The sequence below is a fragment of the Streptococcus sp. SN3 genome, from assembly GCF_030439905.1.
The window spans coordinates 472,725-496,881 of sequence record NZ_JAQFJF010000002.1; the positions used below are offsets into that span (position 1 = coordinate 472,725).

Consider the following 24,157-nt stretch of genomic DNA (forward strand, 5'->3'; position numbering starts at 1 on the left):
AAAGGACCAGTCTTTACTAGTCCTTCTCTTATTATAGTTTTATAGAATATTAAATATTCTAGGTTTACTGCTTATTTCTCAGTCAGTGCTGCAAGTCCTGGTAATACTTTACCTTCAAGAAGCTCCATTGAAGCGCCTCCGCCAGTAGAAATCCATGAGAACTTGTCTGCACGGCCAAGGTTGATGGCTGCGGCAGCTGAGTCACCACCACCAATGATTGATTTTACGCCAGGTTGTTTCACGATAGCGTCCATAACACCGATTGTACCAGCTTGGAAGTCTGGGTTTTCAAATACACCCATAGGGCCATTCCAGACAACAGTTTTCGCGCCAGTCAAAGCTTCATCAAATTTAGCAATAGATTTAGGACCGATATCCAATCCAAGGAAGCCTGGATCCACTGCTTCGCCTTCAGTGTCTTTCACTTCAGTGTAATCAGCAAATGCGTTTGCTTCTTTAGAGTCAACTGGCAAGATCAATTTGCCGTTTGCTTTTTCAAGAAGAGCTTTGGCAACATCCAATTTATCTTCTTCTACAAGTGAGTTACCGATTTCGATACCTTTTGCTTTGTAGAATGTATAAGTCATCCCACCACCGATAAGGACTTTATCAGCTTTTTCAAGCAAGTTTTCGATAACACCGATCTTGTCAGATACTTTTGAACCACCAAGAATGGCTACGAATGGACGTTCTGGAGTTTCAACAGCTTCTTGGATGTAGGCAATTTCGTTTTCAAGAAGGAATCCAGCAACAGCTTTTTCAACGTTACCTGAGATACCTACGTTAGATGCGTGTGCACGGTGAGCTGTACCGAATGCATCATTTACAAAGATACCATCTCCAAGAGATGCCCAGTATTTACCAAGTTCTGGATCGTTTTTAGATTCTTTCTTGCCGTCAACATCTTCAAAACGAGTGTTTTCAACCAAAAGAACTTGTCCATCTTCAAGAGCATTGATAGCTGCTTCCAATTCAGCACCACGAGTGACACCTGGGAAAACAACGTCTTGACCCAATTTAGCAGCCAAGTCTGCAGCTACTGGTGCAAGTGATTTACCTTCTTTGTCTGCTTCTTCTTTGACACGTCCAAGGTGAGAGAAGAGAATTGCGCGACCGCCTTGCTCAATGATGTATTTAATAGTTGGAAGAGCAGCAGTGATACGGTTGTCATTTGTAATCACTCCGTCTTTCAATGGTACGTTAAAGTCTACACGAACGAGGACTTTTTTACCTTTCAAATCAACGTCTTTAACAGTAAGTTTTGCCATGTTACAAAAACTCCTTTTCATATTTTATACGCAACTATTATATCATATTTTCCAAAAGTTTTCTTGATATAAAGAAAATTTTCACAAAAAAGAAGTGCCACGCACTTCTTTCTCTCGAACTTTGGAATTAGAGAATGGGAAGAAGGGCTCTGAACTCATTCAGACAATAGTTAAAGCTGGATTTTTCTCTAGATTTGACAACTCAAAAAGCCAGTAAAATTACTGACTTTAACTTTTTCTACTATCTAAATTGCAAATACCTGCCCTACTGCATAGGTGACCGCCATGGTTAGAAGGCCGATTACGAGGTTGCGAATCATAGCATTTTTGAGCGGTGCTTTGCCCAATCTAGCGCTGGTGTAGCCCGTTCCCAAAAGAGCCAAGGCCACAATCAGAACGGTTGCCCAGATACGGATAGTGGCTGGAAGCAGGATAATGGTAATCATAGGAAAAAGCGCACCAATAGCAAAGGCTAAAAAGCTTGATACAGCAGCATGCCAGGGATTAGTGAACTCCTCAATCTCGATTCCATATTTTTCCTGTACCAAAGCCTCCAAAGGATCCTGGAGAAAAGCCCGATTAGTCATGAGCTGGGCAGAAGTCTCACACTCGCCATTTTGAACATAGGCAGCATAGAGAGACTGCCTAGCGATATCTGGATTTTTCTCTAAAAGCTCCCGCTCTCTGGCAACAGCAGCTTCTTCTGTATCCTTTTGAGTAGAAACAGAAACATACTCTCCACCAGCCATAGAAAAGGCACCCGCAAAGACTGCCGCTAAACCAGACAGAAAGATAATCCAGACATCTTCCGTCGCACTAGCCACCCCAATAACCACACCTGCTATAGAAATAATGCCGTCATTAGCTCCTAAAACCCCAGCCCGCAATATATTCAGCCGCCCACTAAAGTTCGTATCAATTTTATGTTCTTCCACGATTTAAAATTTCTCTTTCTATTTATTTATAATGATTATAAATAAAAACCAGAACTAATACAAGAGAAAATCGAAAAATGAGAAAAGTTCTACTATTTAAGACAATATTTCTATTGAAAAAAGAGGAGACCTTTTCACGACTCCTCCTTTATAAGCATACTATAAAAAGTAATTATTTCACCACGATATTAACCAGTTTATTCGGCACACTAATCACTTTGACGATTTCTTTGCCAGCGATTTCGGACTTGATTTTTTCATCTGCCAGAGCGATTTCCTGCAGTTCCTCACGGCTCAAGTCCTTAGCTACGACTAGCTTAGCACGAACTTTACCCTTGATTTGAACTACGATTTCGACCTCTGCTTCGACCAGTTTGCTTTCGTCATAAGTTGGCCAAGCTACATAGGAAATGCTCTCGCCAGTTTGAGCGACTGCCTGCCAGAGTTCTTCAGCCAAGTGCGGTGCAAAAGGCGCCAGCAATTGAATGAAACCTTTAGCATATTCGACATAGAGTTTTTCTTCCTTGTTGGCTGCGTTGACAAAGATCATGAGCTGAGCAATGGCTGTGTTAAACTTGAGCTCCTCAATCTGCTCTGTGACAGACTTGACTGTTTCGTTGTATACCTTGTCGAGAGCACCATTGTTATCCGCAACAATTTCTTTACTTGTAATCAAACGGTAGACCCGATCTAGGAACTTGCGGCTGCCTTCCAGACCTTCCTCGCTCCAAGCGATAGACGCGTCCAACGGCCCCATGAACATTTCATAGACACGCAATGTATCGGCACCATATTGCTCCACTACATCATCTGGATTGACCACATTCTTCAGAGACTTAGACATCTTAGCAGGCGCCTGCTCTAGTTCTTCTCCAGTTTCGATGTTGAAGAAAGAACCATCGCGTTTTTCCACCTTGTCTGTTGCTACTAGAGCACCGCGACTATCACGGTAGCTAGTCCCCAGAATCATCCCTTGGTTAAAGAGTTTTTGGAAAGGCTCTTTGGTCGGTACCACTCCGATATCATAGAGAAACTTGTGCCAGAAGCGAGCGTAGAGGAGGTGGAGCACAGCGTGCTCCGCACCTCCGATGTAAATATCAACTGGAAGCCAAGCCTTAAGCAACTCTTCATCTGCTAATTTCTCATTATTGTGCGGGTCAATGTAACGCAAGTAATACCAGCTAGAACCAGCCCATTGAGGCATAGTGTTGGTTTCACGGCGTCCTTTGACACCATCTTCCCGAGTCACTTCCAGCCAATCAGTCAGATTAGCCAGAGGGCTTTCACCGGTACCAGAAGGGCGGATATCCTTGGTTACAGGCAAGACAAGCGGCAGTTCATTTTCAGGAACAGCTGTTGAGGTGCCATCTTCCCAATGAATGATTGGAATCGGCTCACCCCAGTAGCGCTGACGGCTAAAGAGCCAGTCGCGCAGACGATAGGTGACTTTTTCATTTCCAACACCTTCCGCTTCCAGCCAAGCAACCATCTTGTCAATCGCGGCAGCCTTGTCTAAGCCATCTAGGAAGCCAGAGTTAATATGCGGACCGTCTTCTGTGTAAGCAGCATCAGCAACATTGCCCCCCTCTAGAACCGGAATAATCTCTAGGTTAAATTGCTTAGCAAACTCCCAGTCGCGCTCGTCATGCGCAGGAACGGCCATGATAGCACCTGTTCCGTAGCTTGCAAGCACATAGTCGGCAATCCAGATGGGGATTTCCTTGCCATTGACAGGATTGATGGCATAAGCTCCTGTCCAGACACCGGTCTTATCCTTAGCCAAATCAGTCCGAGCCAGGTCGGATTTGAGGCTGGCTGCATGTTTGTAGTCTGCTACTGCTTGGGCTTGTTCTGCACTTGTAATGGCATCGACGAGAGCATGCTCTGGAGCCAAAACAGCATAGGTCGCACCAAAAAGAGTGTCCGGACGAGTCGTAAAGACGGTGAAGTCCTTGTCTGTGTCCTTAATCTTGAAGGTTACATTAGCACCGGTTGACTTACCAATCCAGTTGCGCTGCATATCCTTGATAGACTCAGGCCAGTCCAGCTCCTCCAAGTCATTGAGCAAACGTTCTGCATAAGCTGTGATTTTCAGCATCCACTGACGCATAGGCTTGCGGACAACTGGATAACCACCACGCTCAGATGTTCCGTCTGGAAGAACTTCCTCATTGGCGATAGCCGTTCCCAGCTCTTCAACCCAGTTTACTGGCACTTCAGCTTCATAAGCCAGGCCTTTTTCGTAAAGCTTGGTGAAAATCCACTGGGTCCATTTGTAGTAGTTGGGGTCAGTTGTATTGATTTCTCGGTCCCAGTCATAGGAGAAGCCAAGAGCGTTGATTTGACGCTTAAAGTTGGCAATGTTTTCCGCTGTAAAGTCAGCTGGGTCATTGCCTGTATCCATGGCGTATTGCTCAGCCGGAAGACCAAAGGCGTCCCAGCCCATAGGGTGGAGGACATTGTAGCCTTGCGCGCGCTTGTAGCGGCTGAGGATATCTGTCGCCGTGTAGCCCTCCGGATGCCCTACATGGAGCCCTGCTCCTGATGGGTAAGGAAACATGTCCAGCGCATAAAAGTTAGGCTTGTCCTTGTCCGTACCTGTCTTGAATGTATAGTGCTCTGCCCAGTATTTCTGCCACTTGGGCTCAATTTCTTTGTGATTATAATAAGCCATTCTTTTCTCCATTTTTTGTACTGTTTCTATTATACCATTTTCAAGGGATTTTGAAAGACGGAATCCAGTTTTCACTGACAAAAACTATAACTCATCTCTAAAGCGTTAGTCTCTGATTGACCTCTAAAATTAAAAGTTGTATAATTCTGGCCGGAGGAATAATCATGAATTTACAAACTATTTTCACTTATGTTTTCTTTGTTATTTTTATTAGCACAGAAATGTGGATTAAAAATAAAACTAAGTCAAACAATGTAAACGACTCTGCAGATAAAGGGAGCCGCTACATCATTATCGGCAGTGTTATCTGCTGCTTATTTTTGATAAACGGGCAATTTCTCGACTTTGTCCCCCACTTACCCAGCCTCACTATCTATCTTGGAATCCTCATCTCCCTAGCAGGGTTCGTATTGCGGGTCTATGCAGTCAATTATCTCGGAAAAAACTTCACACTGGCCGTTCAAACAACCGATAGTCAACAATTAGTAGACCATGGCCCTTATTCTATTGTAAGAAATCCTGCCTATACTGGCAGTATCTTGTCTATCCTTGGCCTATCGATTACCTCATTAAATCCTCTTACAATCATTATCAGTCTTATTTTACTCATGTTAGGATATAGCATTCGACTTAGAGTAGAAGAAAAAGCTTTAGGCAATCACTTTGGGAAAAATTACGAAGCTTATTGCCAAAAGGTTAGATACCGAGTTTTTCCTTACATCTGGTAATCTCACCAAAAAACAAGCCACATTGTCAACCCTACGGTTGAAAGGTGGCTTGTTTTGTATTTTGCTTTTATTTATCCAAATCCCTGACGTATTGGTCGACTGCTAGGATGGCACCTGCAATGTCAGAAGCTGAGATCTCAAATGGCATCTGATGGATGGTTTCGCCCTCAATCGTCGCTTGCTGACCAACTTTGAGCAAATCTTCATAGCTGGCATTTTCTAAATGCATTTCTTTCAGAGTTGTCGGCATACCAATCTTTTGATAGAAGCGAATATATTTTTCCAATTCTTCTTTAGGTCGGTTTTCTAAGAAGAGCTGGGTCAAGGTTCCATAAGCAACTTTTTCGCCGTGGGTCAAGTGATGAATATCGCCTGTAAGAGCTGTAAAGCCGTTGTGGATAGCATGGGCTGCCGCTAAACCGCCGCTCTCAAAGCCGACGCCGCTGAGAAGGGTATTGGCTTCAATGATATTTTCCAGAGCTGGAGTTACAACTTTTGCTTCACAGGCTGCAATAGCCTGCAGGCCATCTGCAAACAGTGTTTCTTCACACTTCTTCGCAATTGCTACACCAGCTAAGCTCTGTCTTTGTCCCAGCATGGTAGTGCCATTTCTTTGCTGGACAGCACGCGCCTCTACCCAAGTCGCTAAACCATCTGCAATCCCAGAAGCCAGAAGCCGTTTTGGCGCTCCAGCAATCACTTTCGTATCTACCAAGACGAGTTCAGGGTTTTTACTATAGAAAATGTACTTTTCAAAGGCGCCATCTTCTGTATAGATAACAGAAAGTGCTGAGGTTGGGGCATCTGTAGAGGCAATGGTTGGCGCAATGACTACGGGACGACCTAGTATGTCTGCAATCGCCTTCGCACTGTCAATCGTTTTCCCACCGCCTAGACCAATAACCAAGTCTGCTCCGTCTTTTTCAGCCAGAGCAACGACCCGATCAATTTCAGCATCTGAAGCTTCTCCGTTAAAAGCGACATGCAGCACATGAAAACCATAACGAGTAAGGTAGTCATTGAATTTTTCCCCAACAATCTGGTAAACTACATCATCACAAAGCAAGACTGGATGGCTTCCTAATTGAAGAATCTGTTTTGCATTTTCAAACAGGGCATTTTCTCCCTGAATATAACGAGACGGACTTGCAAAAATTCTCATAGAACACCTCTTTCATTTATTCATAAATAGAGCATTAAATATGCCTTTTAAATGTATTCCTGATTGTGAATTGCTGACCAGTCAGCAGCAAAGTCATCCACTGCCTTAGAGATAGACGGCATGGCAAAGGCTGCTGCAAAGATATCTGGTCCTGCTGTAATGGCTTGGGCCCCATCAGCAAAAGCACTATTAATTTGGCTAACATTCTTAAAGGACGCTGCCAATATTTTGCTGGCGGAATGTTCCCGCTCAATCGCTTGAGCCAACTGGCTAATTACAGCATCTGAATCAATATTGAGATTTTCCATGCGGTTATAGTAAGGAGCAAGATAGTCAGCCCCCGCTTCAATGGCTAATAGCCCTTGAAAGGTTGTATAAATGGCTGTCGCTGTAATCTTGTAGCCCTCTGCTTTGAGAGTTTTGATAGCTGCTAGCCCAGCCGGTGTGACCGGAACTTTAATGTAGACAGCATCGTCGCATTTTTTTCGAATTTCAGTAGCATCTTTCAAGATTCCCTCATAATCCTTGGCAACAACCTGCACATGGATAGATGGACCTTCTCCTATGATTTCCCGAACAGTGCGAATCCGTTCGAAGAAGTCTATTTTTCCTTCTTTTTTTGCGATGGTCGGATTAGAAGTCACTCCCGCCAAAGGGAGGACTTCCGACCATTTTTTTATCTCCTCTAAATTTAAGGTATCAAGCATGAATTCCATAAATTGGACCTCTTTTACAACGTGTGCTCCGTACGTCCGATAATATCATCTTGCGTCGCCTTGGAAAGCACATTGAAGAAAGCAGAGTAGCCTGCAACGCGAACAATCAAATCGCGGTGTTTTTCAGGATGCTTCTGAGCATCAATCAATGTTTCCCGAGAAACGACATTGTATTGGATATGATAGCCATGCAGACGGTTAAAGAATGTACGAAGCAAGGCAATAAGTTTCACTTTATCTTCTTCCTTAGACAGGGTCTGAGGATTAACTTTTTGATTGAGCAGAACGCCACCAACGATTTCATCTGTCGGTAATTTGGAAACAGATTTCAATACAGAGGTCGGGCCGTTCTTGTCCATATTGTGGGATGGAGAGCAGCCTTCAGCGAGCGGTGTTCCGGCATTGCGGCCATCTGGTGTCGCCAAGGTACCGCGACCTTGACCTACATTGGCTGAAATAGAAGATGTTCCAGAGTATCGGATACCGCCAATTGGACCACGGCCATAACGGGTATTTGGATATTTAGCGATTTCATCCACATAAATATCATAAGCATCTGTCACTAGCTTATCTGCGTAATCATCATCATTACCATATTTCGGTGCATCATGAATCAGCATTTCTTGAATTTCTTTACCACGCTCACCTGCATAGTCCGTTTCAAGTGCATGCCAGAGTTCAGCTGGAGTCAGCCTGCCTTCCTCAAAGACCAGCTTCTTGATAGCCGCCAGTGAGTCTGATAGATTGGCAATACCGACTTGAAGACCGGAAATATAGTCATAGACTGCTCCGCCTTCTTTCAAATGCTTGCCGCGTCCGATACAGTCATCTGTCAAAGCTGAGCAGAGGATATCCGGCACTTCTCTTTCAAGAGATAGGTCGATAGAATTTTCCACGATGACACTCATGCGGGTCAAATGACGCAAGGTCTTGTCCCAAGCCGTTTGCAGCTCAGCAAAGCTCTTCATATCTTTAAAATGACCGAAGCTTGGCGCAAAGCGCTTGCCAGACGCCGGATCAATCCCATCGTTCATAGTGATCAGGAGCACCTTAGGGAAGTTCATGTAGCTCATACCTGTACAACGGTAGCCCCATTTACCAGGCACAGCAGTTTCCACACAGCCGATAGCACTGTAGTCGTAAGCATCTTCTTCTAAAACGCCTTTGGCGATAAAGGACGGAATGATGATTTCATCATTATTGAAAGCCGGCATACCGAAACCAAGCTTCATGACTTCGATACACTCATTCATAAAGCGAGCATCTAAGCCTGCATGATAACGAACAGTCAGATTCGGCTGAGGAAGATGAGTTTGAGCTACAGATTTCAACACAAGGTAGGAAAGTTGGTTGACTGCATCTCTCTTATCTCTCGTTTGGCCACCGATTGTCACATTTTGATAAAGGGGACTGCCCGCAGATGAGAATGTGTGAGCCTGGCTGCGTACTTTATTAATGGTGATCGTCTTAATCCAGAGATTGGTTAAGCGTTCTACAATACTAGCCTCTGTTTCACGTCCAGCTTCCAAATCTGCCTTGACATAAGGGTACATGTACTGGTCAAAGCGTCCATAAGAGAGTGAATGTCCGTTGGACTCAATCTGAAGGATACACTGGATAAACCAAACAGACTGAACGGCTTCAGCAAAGGTTGATGCTGGCTCGTACGGCACTTTAGAACAGATTCTAGCGATTTCTAAGAGCTCCTGACGGCGCTTAGGATCTGCTTTTTCAGCCATCTGATTGGCCAAGGCCACAAAACGCTCCGCATAAGCTTTCACAGCATCTACTACGATGAAAATGGAATCATAGAAGTGGTATTTGTCAATACTAGCCGGATCGGTCAAATCCAAGGCTTCCTTAGCTGCGCGAGCTTTTTCTTCAAAACCTTTCAGTCCATAGGCCAAGAGTTTTTGATAGTTGACCGCCAAGTGGGCATCCCCAGAGTTCATCTTTCCTTCCATGCCAAAGAAGCCAGTTTCCATATAAACCTGAACTTCTTCTGGAAGTAGAGCTCCAGCTCTCGCACGGAGGTTATTGTTTTCCCAGAAAGGAGCGATGCTACGGAGCTGCTCTTTGGTTTCCTCTGTGATGTAGAAAACGTCTCCGTCCCGCTTCTCAAAAAGATCTAGTTCATTGAGTACAAACTCTAAAGTATACTCTGGGAAGATAGGCGCATCTTTATTAGATGAAGCCTGATTGCCGACAATCATCGTTTCATCTTCGATATAGAGCGTCATATTCTCCAAAATCTCTTTGAGCATGTAAGCACGCTTCAGCACATTTGGTTTTTCCTTATGCTTATCATAAGCCTTGGTAGCTAGGACAGCGCGCTCTGCGTCAATATAGGGCTTTTTATTTAAAACATCTTCCCGATACTTATCCATCCGCTCTGTTAAGCTGCCAAAATAGTCTGTTTTTATTGTTGTTTTTTCTACTTCTTTTACTTGGATCATTTGGTTACGACCTTTCTTATGAAATTTAATTTATTTCTTTCGTAACTATTGTAACATGCAAAATTCTAGAATTCAATCATTTATAGGCGATTACTGAATTAAAGATTTTTTGCACATTTGTGCCATCTGAGCCAAGAAACTTTTGTGTTTTTATCCATCAAAATCAGATTATTCTTCATTTTTCAATTCGTTATTGTAGGCAATCTTATCCTGAAACTTCACAAATGGGAAATAGGCAAAGGCGGACATGGCTAAGATGACAATTTGAATGACTGCCCCTTGCCAGCCAGCGACCATAAAGCCAGAAATGATAGCCGGCGTACTCCAAGGCAAAGTCACACCTGCGAATGGCTGCATAAAGCCGACCGCAATCGCCATGTAGACAATCAAAGCGGCTAGAACCGGTACCAAAACAAAGGGCAGGAACATGACCGGATTCATCACAATCGGAAAACCAAAGACAACTGGCTCATTGACATTAAAGATTGCCGGGAAAGCAGCAACTTTCCCCAGGGCCTTATACTGCTTGGACTTGGCAGCAAAGAGCATGGCTACGACCACTCCAAAAGTGATACCGGATCCCGATAAGATAAGAAAACTATCCAAGAACTGTTGGGTCACAATATGAGCGCCTTGACTGACAGACAGCTTATCTGCAGCAAGTAAAGCCTTATTTGCATCCAGGTTAGACAATAGTAAGGCTGTTACGACACCATTGACAACGGACTGGCCATGGACGCCAAACCACCATAAGAAAGAAATAAAGAAAGCAATACCGATAGCTCCATACAGAGAGCCCGTCAGACCTTGCAGAGGCACCTGAATAACATCGTAAATCATCTCAATAAAGGTACCGCCACCAGTCGCTATCTTGGCAATAATATAAACAAGCATTGACAGCAAGAAAATAACGAAAGCTGGAATCATGGCTTCAAACTGCTTGGCAATCGCTTGAGGAACTTGCTCTGGCATTTTGATGACAATATGCTTTTGAATGAAAATCGTATAGATACTGCCAACTGCCAAACCAATAAGAATGGCCCCAATGATTCCTTGACCGCCAAACCAGACCTTGGCAATCGCATCTGCAATCGCTTCACCCTTTTCTGGTATGTAGGAGGATTTCAAAAGGATAAAGAAAGAAGAAAGAGACAACACCCCTGCCGGCAGAGGCTCTACACCACTGTTCTTAGCATAAGAATAGCCAATTGAAAAACAGGAAATCAGCCCCATAATGGCAAAGGTACCTGAATAAACCTGCATAAACGGTTCTGTCCAGTCAGCCCCAAACACACCAGCAATGGCTTGATTTAGACCTTCAAACGGCAATTGCCCTACAATCAAGAATAGACTTCCCACAACTGTAAGGGGCAAAATTGCCAACATACCGTCTTTTAAGGCGATAATCCCGCGCATATTGACAAACTTCATAATCGGCGCAATGATTTTTTGAGTATCCACTTTAGACATAACGAAGCTCCTTGATTTTAATGTTTATCCAACAAACTCAAAGCGAGATTTAACACTTTTTCGCCATCTAGCATACCGTAATCAGCCATCGGAATAACTGCAATCGGAGTATGGCAGCTGTCGCAAATAGCTGTAGATTTGTCCAGAGTATAAGCTACCTGCGGGCCCAATAAAGCGACATCCAGATCCGCTGCATAATCAGCCAACTTAGCCTGAGAGTAGGCTTCAATCTCAGCTTCCAGCCCTTTTTCAGCTGCAGCTATTTTCATATTGTTGACCAACATTCCTGTTGAAAAACCTGCCGCGCAAAACAAACCAATCTTAACCATCTTTTCATCCTCCTGATGATTTATTTTTCCCCTTGTAATTCTCTTCTCAAGTCGATGATTTCTTTGATGAGGTTAATCTCTGTAATGCTAGTCATCAAATGATCTTGAGAATGAACAAACAGTGCTGTAATCTCTGTTTTCGTTCCTCCAGCTTCCTGAGCTAGAAACTGTGTCTGCAAGTTATGAGCCTCTAACAGCGCCTTATCTGCCAGCTCAATCTGCTCATCGCATTCTGAAAACTTACCATCTTTAGCTAGTGATAAAGCTTGATAAATATGCAGCTTGGCATCACCGGCGTCTAGGATAAGGCCCATGATAATTTGATCTGCTACAATCATTTCCATATGTTACAACCGCTCCTATCTTTATAATTAACAAAAACCTGTTCTTTTGTTTGAAAGTGATTTATTTTTGTTTGTAACTAGAATGTATCACCTTTATCTCAGTCCGTCAATATATTATAGAACAAATTAGCTTATTTAAATTATTTTGCACATTTGTGCAGAATAAAAACTCCCCCCATAAAGGACAGTTCTGTACAGCTGTATTCATCTGCGATTCAAAGGCACTCTATTAGATAAGAACGATAAGCAGATTCGGCACAAAAAAGAAGCAGCGGCTATTTGCTTCTACTTCCTCATATATGCTATTTTAAGAAACCGAAACTTATCTTTTTATACGGCCTTCTCAATTTCCTTTGCTATTTTACTTTTCCGCAATTTCCTCTGGAGGATGTATTCCAATAAAACAGCAGGATTCAGACTGTAGGATAATTGCCATTTAAAATAATTAATCCACTCGATGACAGCAAAAAACCAAATTGCTACAGAGATTATGAAGGTGGAAAAATCACTGGAATTAAAAATGATTATCAGGGTTCCCACACCCAGTAAAATAAGGTCTAAAATCTTTAGTACCCTGTAAATCTTGCCTGTATATCTTTCAGCAAATCTTGGATTGGAAATCCTTTTTATCAAAATCCACCAAAAAACAGAGCCCTGTATCAGAATAAAACTCAGTACAAACAAGGAGAAAGAAATAGAAATCAAAGCTCCAGTAGTAAGAATCCATTTTTTGAGAAGGAAAAAATTCATCCAAAATACTAGCACAGCGACTAGCTCTCCTGTGGCTAAACTAGTCAATTTTCGTTTCATCGGCTTTTTCAAATCAAGAATCCACCTCCATACATAGCTGCTAATCCACTATTAAAAATGGGATCCTAAATTACGTCTTGGAAATCTCTTGCACATGAGATTCCACTGACATTAAGAAGTGAAGAAACTCCTATCTCCGTCCAAGTCAAGCATTTTTAGAATCGTCGCTTCATCCGTAACCAAATGATTGACATAGCCAGCTCGCAACACCGCTAAGATAGCAGCAGATTTTTGACTGCCATAGGCAAAAGCCAAACTAAGCGGCACCTTTTTCAAATTTTCCAAAGAGATGGCGATCGTTCTATTTTGCAAATGCTGGTAGACTATCTCCCCTTTTTTATTAAAAAAGCGGCAGCAGATTTCTCCAACAGCATCCTGACTCTCTAGAGCAAGAAAATCCTCCGAGGTCAGCATGTCCAACCATTGACGATTTCTCGTGTCAACCTGCCCTCCAATACCAACTACAGCCACATCCAGCTCCTGCCAGCTACTTTTCAGATCTTCAAAATATTTAGACGCCAATATTCCATTTGTCAGTTGCTCATTCTCCTGAATAATTGTGGAATTCATAAAACGGCAGTCCCCATGGTATTTTCCAGCCATGCTATAGATGAGGGTGTTCACATGGTAGCGTGCATGGATATGACTGGGACCACCGGCCAAAGGAAAGAAATGGACATTTGTCAAATGCTTACTGCTGGAGTGCTCTACTAAAAGGCTCAAGCTCTTGCCCCAAGAAAATCCCACTTTATCATTGTCTTTAATCAGGCTGCGTAGCATACCCGCAGCAGCTTGAGCCAACCTCTCTTCCAGGTCTGCTGGAGATTCATCCACTAAATTACTGACAATTTCGATTCCCTTGAGCCCGTATTTTTCTTTTACATAGTTTTCCAAATGGAACAAGCGGGTATCAAAGTCTTCAATCTCAATCTTTACAATGCCCTCTTTTTTAGCTTCTGCCAGCATTCGGCTGATGGTGGTGCGATAAATCCCTGTCTCAGCCGCAATGTCAGACTGGCTTCTTTCTTCTATGTAGTAGAGATAAGCAATTTTTGCCAATAGTTTTTTTCTTTCATTTTTCATCTTATCTCCTTCTCTCTGCTAGATTAGAGTCAGTTTGATATCCGCAGCTTTCAAGCGCTCAACAGCCTCTTTCGGAATCGCCTTGTCAGTCACCACTTGGGCAATCTGCTTGAAGCCAAATCTCTTAACCGTACCTTTTCTGGTAAACTTACTTGAGTCCGTCAAGACAATCATCTGGTCAGATGCCTCTGACATATACTGCACAACCTCACTCCGCATCAGATCCTTGCCTGTAAAGCCTAGATTTTCATCATAGCCATCTGTTCCGACAAAAGCATGTTCTACGTGGAAAAACCGAATCATTTCCTTGAGAAGAGGCCCTACTGTCACTTGAGAATCTTTCTGAAATTCTCCGCCTAGCAAGATAATTTTACAAGAATCAGTTTGTTTTATATAATCCGCAATAAAATAAGAATTGGTAATAATCTTGACATTCTTCTTCGTTCGGCAGATTTCCTCAGCTAGCAAGGCACAGGTCGAACCTGATTCGATCATAACGGTTTCATTATCCTGAACGATTTTTGCTGCTTCCTGGGCAATTCGGCGCTTGGTATCATAATGAAAGGAAAGCCTGACATTCAGATCATCGCCGCTATTTAAAACAGCATAGCCATGCTCTCTGCGCAACAGACCTTTGGTTTCCAGCTTATCCAAGTCTTTGCGAATCGTTACTTTGGACACTTTTAAGCGGTCAGACAAAGTATTGACATCAATTCGTTCAAATTCAGATACTAATTTAACAATTTCATCTAAACGTTCCATTCTATCACCTCTGCTATTATTGTAACAAAAGACGCCTTAAAAATAAAATAAAAATAACTTTCATTCGTAATTGTTTTTCTTTCTAAAATAAGTTATAATGATTGTATCCAAAGGAGGCCTGAGTATGGAAACAACAAAAGGAATTATTTTCAACATCCAACATTTCAGTATTCATGATGGACCAGGGATTCGTACAACGGTTTTCCTCAAGGGCTGTCCTCTGCGCTGCCCTTGGTGCTCTAACCCAGAATCACAGCAATTCAGACCCGAGCCTATGCTGGATGCTACTACCAAAAAAAGCATCACTATGGGGGAGGAAAGAAGTGTCGAGGAGATTATCAACGAAGTCCTAAAGGACAGAGATTTTTATGAAGAATCTGGCGGCGGCCTAACCTTATCTGGCGGAGAGATTTTCGCCCAGTTTGAATTTGCCAAGGCCATTCTCAAAGCAGCTAAGGAAAAAGGGATTCATACTGCTATCGAAACAACTGCCTTTGTAGAACACGAAAAATTCGTGGATCTCATCCAGTACGTTGATTTTATTTATACCGACCTGAAGCATTATAACTCTGTCAACCACCGCAAGGTGACTGGAGTAAAAAACGAATTGATTGTTCAGAATATCCACTACGCCTTCACTCATCAAAAGACGATTGTTCTGCGCATTCCTGTCATTCCGAATTTTAATGACTCTTTAGAAGATGCGGAGCAGTTTGCGACTCTGTTTAATGAACTATCCATCGATCAAGTCCAGCTGCTGCCTTTCCATCAATTTGGCGAAAATAAATACAAATTACTTGGCCGAAAGTATGCCATGGAAGATGTCAAGGCCTTGCACCCTGAAGACTTATTTGAATACCAAGATGTCTTTTTGAAGCATGACATTAATTGTTATTTTTAGTCTTTAATTTTTCAAACACCAAAAAACAAGCTACGCTTTCAGCCCTGTGGTTGAAAGGTAGCTTGTTTTATTTATTCTCCAAATAGTTTGAGTTTGCTTTCAATTTCCTGATAGACCAAGCTGGATTGCATGCCGACAGCTGCAGCGCTGTCGCGACAATACTGGAGCAGGAAAGTGTAGTATTTGTAGTAGAAGCTCAGGTCATAGCCTAGCTTACCCAAAATGGCTAGCTGCTCCTCAAAACCTACAATCAAGTCTCGGAACCACTGCTCATTCCAAGTCATGGAGATGCTATTTGGTCGCAAGCGATAGTAATAGAGCGGTTCATTGAGGTAGATAATCTTCTCTGACTGGAGGTACAGCTTATAAGTTGTAAAGGCATCTTCGGCCACTCGGCCGACTGGATAGCGCACTGTATCAAAGAGCTTACGCTTATAGAGCTTGGCCCAGGCACAGAGAAAGACACCGTCTAGCATGCGCCGTCTAGGATACTCCTCGATTATCTCTTCTCGCGTATAAAGGGTTTCAAAATGCTCTGTCGAATAGTAGAGGAAGGCTGAATCCTCTGCACGGAAGCTACAGTGGTGACCAATGGCAATATCCGCATCGTACTCCTTGAGCTTTTCATAAAGACGGGCAACATGTTGCTCAGGCAGCCAGTCATCCGAATCCACAAAAATCAAATAGTCTGCACTAGAGTGCTCAATCCCTGTGTTGCGGGCACCGGACAAGCCTTGATTGTCCTGATGAATAAGACGAATCCTCGCATCTTGGTCAGCCAGCTCTTGGCAAATCTGGCCAGAAGCATCTGTTGAACCATCATTGACTAGAATAATTTCCAGATTTTGATAGGTCTGACGACAGACGCTGTTCACACATTCTGCTAAATACTGCTCAACATTGTAAACAGGGATGATAACACTGATTAATTCCTGAGACATGATAACTCCTATTCTTTTCCTGTCTTTTTATTATACATGATTTTTTAGGTTTGTGAGGTGTTTTTGGAAAAATAAGTTTTTAAAGGATAGCTTTCTATTTTTAGACATATTTTAACCTATTGTTCAATTGTTGTGTTTTTACACTTATAAAAATCTTTCGTCCTTTATTTTGTGCTATACTCAAAATAGGGATTTTAAGGGAGATTAGGAAATGTTTGGATTCTTTTTCGTCGCATTTGTGGCTGTCTTTGGCATCGTCTTTTTTATCAGTTATAAGCTACTCGAAGACAGGGAAGATACGGACTCGGATTGGTCGTCCAGCCAAAGCCCAGAGCCTGACTATTTCCAGCAAACCCAGACTGCCCCTTGGGAACTCAAATATAACAAGGGAAAACAAGGAGAGTACCAGCTTGGTCAGGTCCTGAACCAGCTCTATGGCTATAAAAAGATCTTGTACAATCTCTATATCTTCAAAGAAGATGGCACTACCACTGAGATTGATGCCCTGCTGATTCATCCATCTGGAATTTACATTTTTGAGTCAAAAAACTACAAGGGCTGGATCTTCGGCTCAGAAAACCAGCAATACTGGACTCAGGTTCTTTCCGGTGGCCGCGGAAAATCTTACAAGCATTCTTTTTTCAATCCCATTATTCAAAATAAAGTTCATCTCAAATGGCTCAACTACTATCTCAACCAATACACGCCAAATCTATATTCCTATATCGTCTTTGGCAATGACTGTCAGCTTAAGGAAATCCATCTAAACAGTGACAGGCATAAGGTTATTCAGACCTGGCAAGTGATTGGGACAATTGACCGGCAGGCCTGCCAAAGTCAAGTCTACCTGTCGCCTGATCAGATTGACGACCTCTATCGTATGCTCCTGCCCTTGACCAAGCGAAAGCAGGTCATCAAAGAGCGCCATATTAACCACATTGCTCAGAATAAGCAGCGTAGAGAAGCAGAAAAGATCTGCCCTCGCTGCCAACATGGATTGGTGCTCCGTACAGCAGGCAAAGGTTCTAAGGCCGGTCAGAAATTTTGGGGCTGCTCCAACTTCCCTAGATGCCGCTTTACTCAAAAATACCAGGAGCCAGTCTGCAGTCCGCCCGCTGCGCAAATACCTAATTTTGGACAGCCTGTCGTGCAAAACCTAAATCAAACACAAAGCAACAGCTAGAATCTGCTGTTGCTTTTTTATAGATTATTTTTCCCTCTAGCTTGCAAAACTAAGATTTTTTCTTCAAGCCAAGGAAGCCAGCACCCAGTCCTAAGAGCCCGAGTCCAAGCAGATTGGTCAATAGGCTGCTTTGGCTGCCGGTCTTAGGCAATTGTTTGGAAGAAGCTTGCTGAAGAGTTGGCTCTTGAGACGTTGCTTGAGGGTCCCTCTGGCCGCTTGCTTTGTAGGTCAGATTTTCCGCTTGGCTACCCTTTGGATCAGGCTTTGCAGGGGTTGGCTGCTGGGCTTGATTTTGAGAGGCCTGCTCCATATCGGCCAACGGCACGATACTCTTCATAAACTCATCTTGTGAAATGGCCCTTTCTTCAACTGCATCTTGAATACCAGTGAGGCTGACAAAATAGTAACGAGCCCAATCCTTGGTCAGTCGCTGAATACCAGCCAGACCAGCTCCTGGATACCAGAGCGGCTTGCTCACTTCTTCAGCAAATTTCCAGTCACCGCCAACTTGAATACCAAGCTTGGCATTTGGGTCAGATTTTTCAGAAATACGAGCTTCTACAGAAACTAAAACAGCCCGAATAGTTTGAGGACTTGGAATATCACGGGCTTGATCAGAGCCCCAGTGGGCAACCCGATCCTGCTTAGGTAATACCTCAATAGCTGTACCCCCGCCAGCCAAGGCTTCCTGCCGGGCATCTCCTACGTTGCTGGACATATTCCCCTTGAATTGAGAAACCCATTGAACTCCTTGAGGGTGATCCACAATTTTCTCCCAGACATTGGAATCCTTCCGGAGCACAAAAGCCTGCATGTTACGAATATCCGCCCATGCATTGCTGGCCTTATTGTCCGTCATTTCCATCACAACGCCCCAAGGATCAAATTCGTTCATCCATTTGCCGCGTTCCTTGTCAAAGACAGCCTTCGCTTCTTCGTCGGTCATCCCTTCGCCTTTATAAGCAAGGTAGTACCAATCCGCCGCTGGGTCATATGTCGGACGGCCGCCTAACACGACAGCTCCGCCATTAAATTGGCCAGGACCGCCATTAGGACCGCGCTTTTGACGCTCCCCATTTTCTTCAACGACATTTTCCTCCGACCAAACCCAGACATCCCCTTGATTGGCTCCCATCTGAGCAATGGCGCGCTGCTTCTGCTCATCGGACATGACCTGACTGGCTGGCAACTCGCTAGCGGCTGCAGCTGATTCGGCCTGATTTGCAGGAGCTGCTTGGGGTTCAGCTACAGCTGGATTTTCAGCCTCGGGGCTTGCTTGCGCTGCTGGAGAAGCCGGCGTTTCAGCTACTGCGGCAGGGGCAACATCTTCTGCTTCAACTCTTGAGACAGCTGTCAAAGCTGCTAAGGACAAGAGGGAAGCACATAGCAGCAAGCTGCTCCCATACTTAGCAGCAGAAGTAGATTTTGCTAGGGCTTGCCAAGAAAACTTATTATTCATATCATTCTCCTTTCATAAGGTGCAGAGTCGAGCTTAATCAATAAAGCAAGCAGACTGATTCACTGCTCTTAACCTTCATTGATTCTGAATAACAAATAATCTCCCTGCAAAAACAAGCTTAGGGCAGAGGATTCCCCGCGCTCTTGTAAATCTTATACCAATCAGCCCTAGAGAGTTCAATATCAAAAGCAGCCACCATTGAGCGAATTCGCTGTGGATTCATGGAGCCAACAATCGGCTGCATTTGTGCTGGATGACGCAAAATCCAGGCGAGAACTAAGGCTTCAAAAGAAACTTGATAGTCTGACGCAAAGGCATGCAGAGTTTCTGTAAGCTGAGCATATTTAGGATGCTCCATAAAAAGTCCCTGATTCAAGTCGACCTGAAATGGTGACCAAGGCTGAATCGTGATATGATGCAATCGACAATAGTCCAGTACACTACCATCCCGAACGATTGCCAAAGGATTGAGCATATTGGCATTGAGCCCAGCGTCCAGCATCGGAGTATGGGCTGGACCAAACTGTAGTTGGTTGGCAATCAAGGGCTGCTCCACACTCTTCTGAAGCAACTCCATTTGATAAGGGTTTTGATTGCTGACTCCGAAATAGCGGACCTTCCCAGCTTGGTGCAGCTGTGAGAAAGCCTCAGCCACCTCTTCCGGCTCCACAAGAGCATCTGGCCGGTGCAGGAGGAGCACATCCAGATAGTCCGTCTGCAAGCGCTCCAAGCTGCCTTCAACCGAGCTGATGATATAATCCTTAGAAAAGTCAAAATGGTAGTTGGTATGAACATCCCGCAGTCCGCACTTGGACTGGATGAGAACACGGTCCCGGGGAATCTTAGACGAGCGAAGAGCCTGCGCAAACTTGGCTTCAGACTGGCCGCCAGCATAAACATCTGAGTGGTCAAAGAAATTGATTCCCACTTCTAATGCTGTTTCAAGAACGGAAACGACCTCTTCAGGAGCATGCTCTGCCAGACGCATGCAGCCCAAAATCAGCTGACTGGCTCCTTCCAGTTCATTCCCGACTGTCATATATTTCATCGCAACACCTCATTTCTTATAGACTGGATGGTCAAGCAAAGTCAACTCTTCAATCTTGACATTTTCAGTTTCAAAGACGATAAATTCATTCTTTTCCTTAAGCAAGCCAGACGGCACATAGAGATAGTGAATCGGCCCTTCATTCCAGTAGCGGCCTAGGTTGAAGCCGTTGACCGAAATACAGCCCTTCCCATACTTAGAGCAGTCGATGAAGGTATCAGCGATATCATCCAACTCTGCTTCAAAGCGATAGAAGGTCGGTGCTTTGACTTTTTCCGGTGGATCTGAGTAGCAGTCTAACTTGACCAGCATTTCCTGGTCAAACTTAAGCGCATAATGCTTCCAGCCCTTACGGAACTGGTGGTTAATCATGATACCGCCCTTGACTCCCTTGGATTGACTGGGTGCGCCCAGCTTGTAACCATAGTTGACCCGCCCCATATTTTCCACCAGCACATCAATCTGAATCCGCTCGGTATCAGCTGAGAAGAGCAATTCATCACCGATTTCTTCACGATACTGAGTAGCCAGGTGCTCCTGATTGACATAGAAATGACAGCGGTCATGAGTCTCCAAGGCCTTGAGCCTTTCCTCATGGTATTGATTTTTGATATCGGAACGGTAGAGGATATAGCCATGATTCTGCCCAATCTGCTCCATAGGCTGCGGATAATCCAGCAGAATTTCCTCTGTGATGTCCGCTGCAACATCCAGCAGATTTGCAGTCCCAAGCAGCGGAAAACTGCCATAGGCCTTGGCCTGTCGGCTAATCGGCTCCATCTGCTCAAGCTCTGGAAAGACCTCGTGGGTCACCCGCTGAACAGCGTAGTATTTCTCGGTTGGCTGCCCCCACTCAGTAATGGGTGCGTCAAAATCATAGGAGGTAATCTGTGGCAAATCCTTGGTCTTGCGGGCTGAACAGCCGCTGATAAAACCAAAGTTTGTCCCACCCCTCAGTAGGAAGAGGTTCATACTGCCCAACTGCAGCATTTCTTTGACATCCTGGGCCAAATCTTCGGCTTCTCGCCGAACGATTTCCTCGCTCCAACGGCTGAACCAGCCGTCCCAAAACTCGGTACACATAAGTGGCCATTTCTTGCCATAGCGCTCCATGAAAGCTCGCAGATTATCTGTATTTTCCTTAGGTTGGGAACCAAAATTCCCCGTCACAAAAATATCATCCTCAATCAAGGTTCCAGACTCCAAAGCCTCTATCCATGTCCCGTCAGAGGTAAAGAGGGGAACCGTAACGCCACGTACCTTCATCATCTGCGCAATGCTGCGCATGTAGGCCTTGTCCTCGGCGTAAGAACCGTATTCATTTTCCACCTGCATCATGAGGATAGGGCCGCCCTGATCACTTTGATAGGGCAGAAGCTTGGGAAAGAGCCAGTCATAAAAATGACTGACCTTTTCCAGAAACAGCGGATGATTGACCCGCAGGCGCATCGAAGGATATCTCAAGAGCCAGGCCGGCAGACCGCCAAAGTCAAACTCTGCACAGATATAAGGCGTCGGACGGACAATGAGATAAAGCCCCATCTCCTCAACCAACTTGAAGTATGCTTCAAAATCCAGCATGCCCTCTGCCTGAAACTGTCCTTCCTGAGGCTCATGCAATGCCCAAGGAATATAAGTTTCTACCGTATTAAAGCCCAGAGCTTTGAGATTGTATAGGGTATCTCGCCACTGGTCTGGATGAAGCCGGAAATACTGAATAGCTCCCGATAAAATCTTAAAAGGCTTGCCATCCAAGTAAAATTCTTCTTTAATTTCAAATTTTGCCATTTATCCAAGCTCCTCCTGTTTATCTGCCATCTTGACAAAGGGCAGATATATAGCGGTTGAAATAGCGATATTAACCAGCGAAAGAATAATTGCCCGCCAGTCGAAGGCTGTCGCAAAGAAACCGTAGAGAATCGGCGGCATTACCCAAGTAACGTTTTGAGTAACTGGCGCAACCAAGCCCATAGAGGTTGCAAAGTAGGCTACTGTCACCATGACCATTGGCGTCAGGACATATGGAATAAACATAATTGGATTCAAAACGATTGGCAGACCGTACATAACCGGCTCACCGATGTTGAAGACCATTGGGAAAATTCCCAATTTGGCCACTTCGCGATAGTGCTTGTTCCGAGATTGCCAGAGAATGGCAATGGCAACCCCAATCGCATCAAACCAGACAAAAGCACCGAAAGAATTATCCGTCCACATGTAAGGAATCGCATGCCCAGCCTGATAAGCTTCTAGATTGGCTAGCATGGTCACACCAAAGAGACTGGCCATAACCGGCGCCAGCACATTACCACCGTGCAGTCCGAAGAACCAGAAAATCTTATTGAGAAAGACAATGAGCAGCACAGCCCAGAAGCTTTGAGACAAGCTGAGAAGCGGTGCCTGAAGAATCTTGTAAATCCAGTCAATCAACAGCTCGCCTGTCACCAGATTAAAGAGGTAGGTTGCAATCCCCACGACATACATGGCAATCGCAGCCGGAATGATAGACAGGAAGGGCTTCATGATAGCTGGCGGAACAGAATCTGGAAGTTTGATAGTCCAGTTACGATTCATGACCTTACAAAAGATGATAACAGATACAAAACCAATCAGAATGGCAGTAAAGTAACCACGCGCACTGATTTGGTCACCTGGAATGACACTGTTAATCGTCACAGACAGGTTACTGCCGTCAAGTTTTAGCTCTGGAAGTTTTGAAATCGCCTTGCTCAGCCCTGGTGTTTTGCCAGCCAACTCAAAGGTTTTAGTAACTGATCCACCAATGGTAATGATATAGGAAGCAACAGCTACCAGACCGGCAGACACCTTATCAGTATTGTAAATCTTAGCGATATTGACCCCGAAGGTAAAGAGGAACAAGAGGGTAACGATAGGAATACTGCCCTTAAATACCAGCCAGTTAATATCAATCAGCCACTGGAAGGTAGAGGAAATCCAGGTCCAGCCGAACTGTCCTGGCAAGTCAGATAGAAAGGCATTGACCATGAGGGCGAAAGAGCCCGTCATAATCACAGGCATGGTTCCAATAAAGGAATCCCGCAGGGCAACCAGAAATTTTTGGTTGCCGATTTTATTGGCAATAGGCATGAGACGCGCTTGCCATTTATCAACCAAACTACTCATCTGCATTTCTCCTATTCATCAAATTTTTTATGCAAATCAACAATCTCCTTTGCCAAATCAACAAAGGCGATACTGGTCATGAGATGATCCTGCCCATGCACCATAAATAAACTAAGTTCTGTCTTTTCTCCTTGTGCCTCCTTGCTCAGCATTTCAGCCTGAGCGTGATGGGCTTGCAACAGGGCCTTCTGAGCCTGACTCAGTCTCTCCTGAGCTCGGTCAAAGTCCTGCTTTTTAGCTGCTGCAATGGCTTCGATAGCACAAGACTTGGCCTCTCCGCCATACATAATAAGGGTCATAGCGACCTCTAAGGAATCTTTATTCTCCATAAGAGTACCTACTTCATGAGCGACTCTGCCAGATCCAGGACCTTATCCCCCTTCATCATTCCATAGTCCGTCATAGGAATGACATCAACCGGAATGCCTTTTGAAGCTAGTTTATCCTGTAAATTCTCCAGTAGATAGCGGACCTGAGGCCCCAGCAACAGGACATCAACCTTTTTCTCGCTTAGATAGTCTTCAGCTTCTGACACTGGTACCGCAAATATCGTCGCAGCCAAGCCTCGCTCCTCTGCAGCTTTCTGCATTTTATTGACCATGAGACTGGTGCTCATCCCAGCCGCACAGACTAACATAATCTGTTTTGTTTCCATCGGCATCCTCCTTTATGAATCTGACCTAGCCTGAAACAACGCCCAGCATTTATTTTTAATATATAAACAAAAATCCAAAAACAGAATAT

At 44.3% G+C, this 24,157-nt stretch carries 22 protein-coding genes; 3 read left to right on the plus strand and 19 right to left on the minus strand.

Annotation, left to right across the window (positions count from 1 at the left end):
* Positions 1 to 71: 71 nt before the first annotated feature.
* The 3 genes from pgk to leuS all read right to left on the minus strand — a co-directional run bounded on the left by pgk (position 72) and on the right by leuS (position 4,877).
* Positions 72 to 1,268: a phosphoglycerate kinase gene (gene pgk, locus PCY71_RS06255; protein WP_048772129.1), complete on the minus strand. Its 1,197-nt coding sequence runs from the start codon at positions 1,266 to 1,268 to the stop codon at positions 72 to 74.
* Positions 1,269 to 1,513: 245 nt separating this feature from the next.
* Positions 1,514 to 2,203 (minus strand): VIT family protein, encoded by a 690-nt coding sequence (locus PCY71_RS06260; RefSeq protein ID WP_048772126.1) that lies wholly within the window; start codon positions 2,201 to 2,203, stop codon positions 1,514 to 1,516.
* A 172-nt stretch (positions 2,204 to 2,375) separates the two neighbouring features.
* A complete protein-coding gene (leuS, locus tag PCY71_RS06265; protein WP_048772123.1) occupies positions 2,376 to 4,877 on the minus strand; it encodes a leucine--tRNA ligase in 2,502 nt (833 codons plus the stop codon).
* A 164-nt stretch (positions 4,878 to 5,041) separates the two neighbouring features.
* On the opposite strand from leuS, the gene PCY71_RS06270 reads away from it, so the two are divergent.
* Positions 5,042 to 5,605, plus strand: a complete 564-nt coding sequence (locus tag PCY71_RS06270) for an isoprenylcysteine carboxylmethyltransferase family protein (protein WP_048772119.1) — start codon at positions 5,042 to 5,044, stop codon at positions 5,603 to 5,605.
* 67 nt (positions 5,606 to 5,672) lie between these two features.
* Here PCY71_RS06270 and PCY71_RS06275 read toward each other — a convergent pair whose 3' ends face one another.
* The 9 genes from PCY71_RS06275 to PCY71_RS06315 form a co-directional block, all read right to left on the minus strand.
* Positions 5,673 to 6,767, minus strand: a complete 1,095-nt coding sequence (locus PCY71_RS06275) for a glycerol dehydrogenase (RefSeq protein ID WP_048772116.1) — start codon at positions 6,765 to 6,767, stop codon at positions 5,673 to 5,675.
* A 47-nt stretch (positions 6,768 to 6,814) separates the two neighbouring features.
* Positions 6,815 to 7,483 (minus strand): fructose-6-phosphate aldolase, encoded by a 669-nt coding sequence (locus PCY71_RS06280; protein WP_048772112.1) that lies wholly within the window; start codon positions 7,481 to 7,483, stop codon positions 6,815 to 6,817.
* 14 nt (positions 7,484 to 7,497) lie between these two features.
* Positions 7,498 to 9,939: a glycyl radical protein gene (locus tag PCY71_RS06285; RefSeq protein WP_048772108.1), complete on the minus strand. Its 2,442-nt coding sequence runs from the start codon at positions 9,937 to 9,939 to the stop codon at positions 7,498 to 7,500.
* Between the two features lie 168 nt (positions 9,940 to 10,107).
* Positions 10,108 to 11,409: a PTS sugar transporter subunit IIC gene (locus PCY71_RS06290; RefSeq protein WP_011836408.1), complete on the minus strand. Its 1,302-nt coding sequence runs from the start codon at positions 11,407 to 11,409 to the stop codon at positions 10,108 to 10,110.
* A gap of 17 nt (positions 11,410 to 11,426) precedes the next feature.
* Entirely contained in the window at positions 11,427 to 11,738 is a 312-nt protein-coding gene (locus tag PCY71_RS06295) for a PTS sugar transporter subunit IIB (RefSeq protein WP_002896658.1), read from the minus strand.
* Between the two features lie 20 nt (positions 11,739 to 11,758).
* Positions 11,759 to 12,082 carry a PTS lactose/cellobiose transporter subunit IIA gene (locus PCY71_RS06300; protein WP_301412479.1) on the minus strand — a complete coding sequence of 108 codons (324 nt, stop codon included), beginning with the start codon at positions 12,080 to 12,082 and terminating at the stop codon, positions 11,759 to 11,761.
* Positions 12,083 to 12,412: 330 nt separating this feature from the next.
* Positions 12,413 to 12,904 carry a hypothetical protein gene (locus tag PCY71_RS06305; protein ID WP_301412480.1) on the minus strand — a complete coding sequence of 164 codons (492 nt, stop codon included), beginning with the start codon at positions 12,902 to 12,904 and terminating at the stop codon, positions 12,413 to 12,415.
* A gap of 99 nt (positions 12,905 to 13,003) precedes the next feature.
* The gene (locus PCY71_RS06310; protein WP_301412481.1) at positions 13,004 to 13,975 is read right to left on the minus strand and encodes a sugar-binding transcriptional regulator; all 972 of its coding nucleotides are present in this window, start codon (positions 13,973 to 13,975) and stop codon (positions 13,004 to 13,006) included.
* A gap of 18 nt (positions 13,976 to 13,993) precedes the next feature.
* Positions 13,994 to 14,737, minus strand: a complete 744-nt coding sequence (locus tag PCY71_RS06315) for a DeoR/GlpR family DNA-binding transcription regulator (RefSeq protein WP_301412482.1) — start codon at positions 14,735 to 14,737, stop codon at positions 13,994 to 13,996.
* Positions 14,738 to 14,861: 124 nt separating this feature from the next.
* Here PCY71_RS06315 and PCY71_RS06320 point away from each other — a divergent pair, with 124 nt between their 5' ends.
* Positions 14,862 to 15,638 (plus strand): glycyl-radical enzyme activating protein, encoded by a 777-nt coding sequence (locus PCY71_RS06320; protein WP_301412483.1) that lies wholly within the window; start codon positions 14,862 to 14,864, stop codon positions 15,636 to 15,638.
* A gap of 71 nt (positions 15,639 to 15,709) precedes the next feature.
* Here the strand turns inward: PCY71_RS06320 and PCY71_RS06325 are convergent, their stop codons facing one another.
* Positions 15,710 to 16,579 carry a glycosyltransferase family 2 protein gene (locus PCY71_RS06325; protein WP_049539565.1) on the minus strand — a complete coding sequence of 290 codons (870 nt, stop codon included), beginning with the start codon at positions 16,577 to 16,579 and terminating at the stop codon, positions 15,710 to 15,712.
* Positions 16,580 to 16,790: 211 nt separating this feature from the next.
* Between PCY71_RS06325 and PCY71_RS06330 the strand changes: the two genes are divergently transcribed.
* Positions 16,791 to 17,762 carry a nuclease-related domain-containing protein gene (locus PCY71_RS06330; protein WP_301412484.1) on the plus strand — a complete coding sequence of 324 codons (972 nt, stop codon included), beginning with the start codon at positions 16,791 to 16,793 and terminating at the stop codon, positions 17,760 to 17,762.
* Between the two features lie 49 nt (positions 17,763 to 17,811).
* On the opposite strand, the gene PCY71_RS06335 is transcribed toward PCY71_RS06330, so the two are convergent.
* From PCY71_RS06335 to PCY71_RS06360, 6 genes are all read right to left on the minus strand, one after another.
* The gene (locus PCY71_RS06335) at positions 17,812 to 19,221 is read right to left on the minus strand and encodes an LPXTG cell wall anchor domain-containing protein (protein ID WP_295344750.1); all 1,410 of its coding nucleotides are present in this window, start codon (positions 19,219 to 19,221) and stop codon (positions 17,812 to 17,814) included.
* A 118-nt stretch (positions 19,222 to 19,339) separates the two neighbouring features.
* Positions 19,340 to 20,269 (minus strand): aldo/keto reductase family oxidoreductase, encoded by a 930-nt coding sequence (locus PCY71_RS06340; protein WP_125346854.1) that lies wholly within the window; start codon positions 20,267 to 20,269, stop codon positions 19,340 to 19,342.
* A 9-nt stretch (positions 20,270 to 20,278) separates the two neighbouring features.
* Positions 20,279 to 22,057: a beta-galactosidase family protein gene (locus PCY71_RS06345; RefSeq protein ID WP_301412485.1), complete on the minus strand. Its 1,779-nt coding sequence runs from the start codon at positions 22,055 to 22,057 to the stop codon at positions 20,279 to 20,281.
* Positions 22,058 to 23,419, minus strand: coding sequence for a PTS transporter subunit EIIC (locus PCY71_RS06350; protein WP_002896670.1), 1,362 nt, complete (start codon positions 23,417 to 23,419; stop codon positions 22,058 to 22,060).
* A 5-nt stretch (positions 23,420 to 23,424) separates the two neighbouring features.
* Complete coding sequence (locus PCY71_RS06355; protein ID WP_002898520.1) at positions 23,425 to 23,742, minus strand: PTS lactose/cellobiose transporter subunit IIA; 318 nt, start codon at positions 23,740 to 23,742, stop codon at positions 23,425 to 23,427.
* Positions 23,743 to 23,750: 8 nt separating this feature from the next.
* Complete coding sequence (locus tag PCY71_RS06360) at positions 23,751 to 24,068, minus strand: PTS sugar transporter subunit IIB (protein ID WP_075202640.1); 318 nt, start codon at positions 24,066 to 24,068, stop codon at positions 23,751 to 23,753.
* Positions 24,069 to 24,157 lie beyond the last annotated feature (89 nt).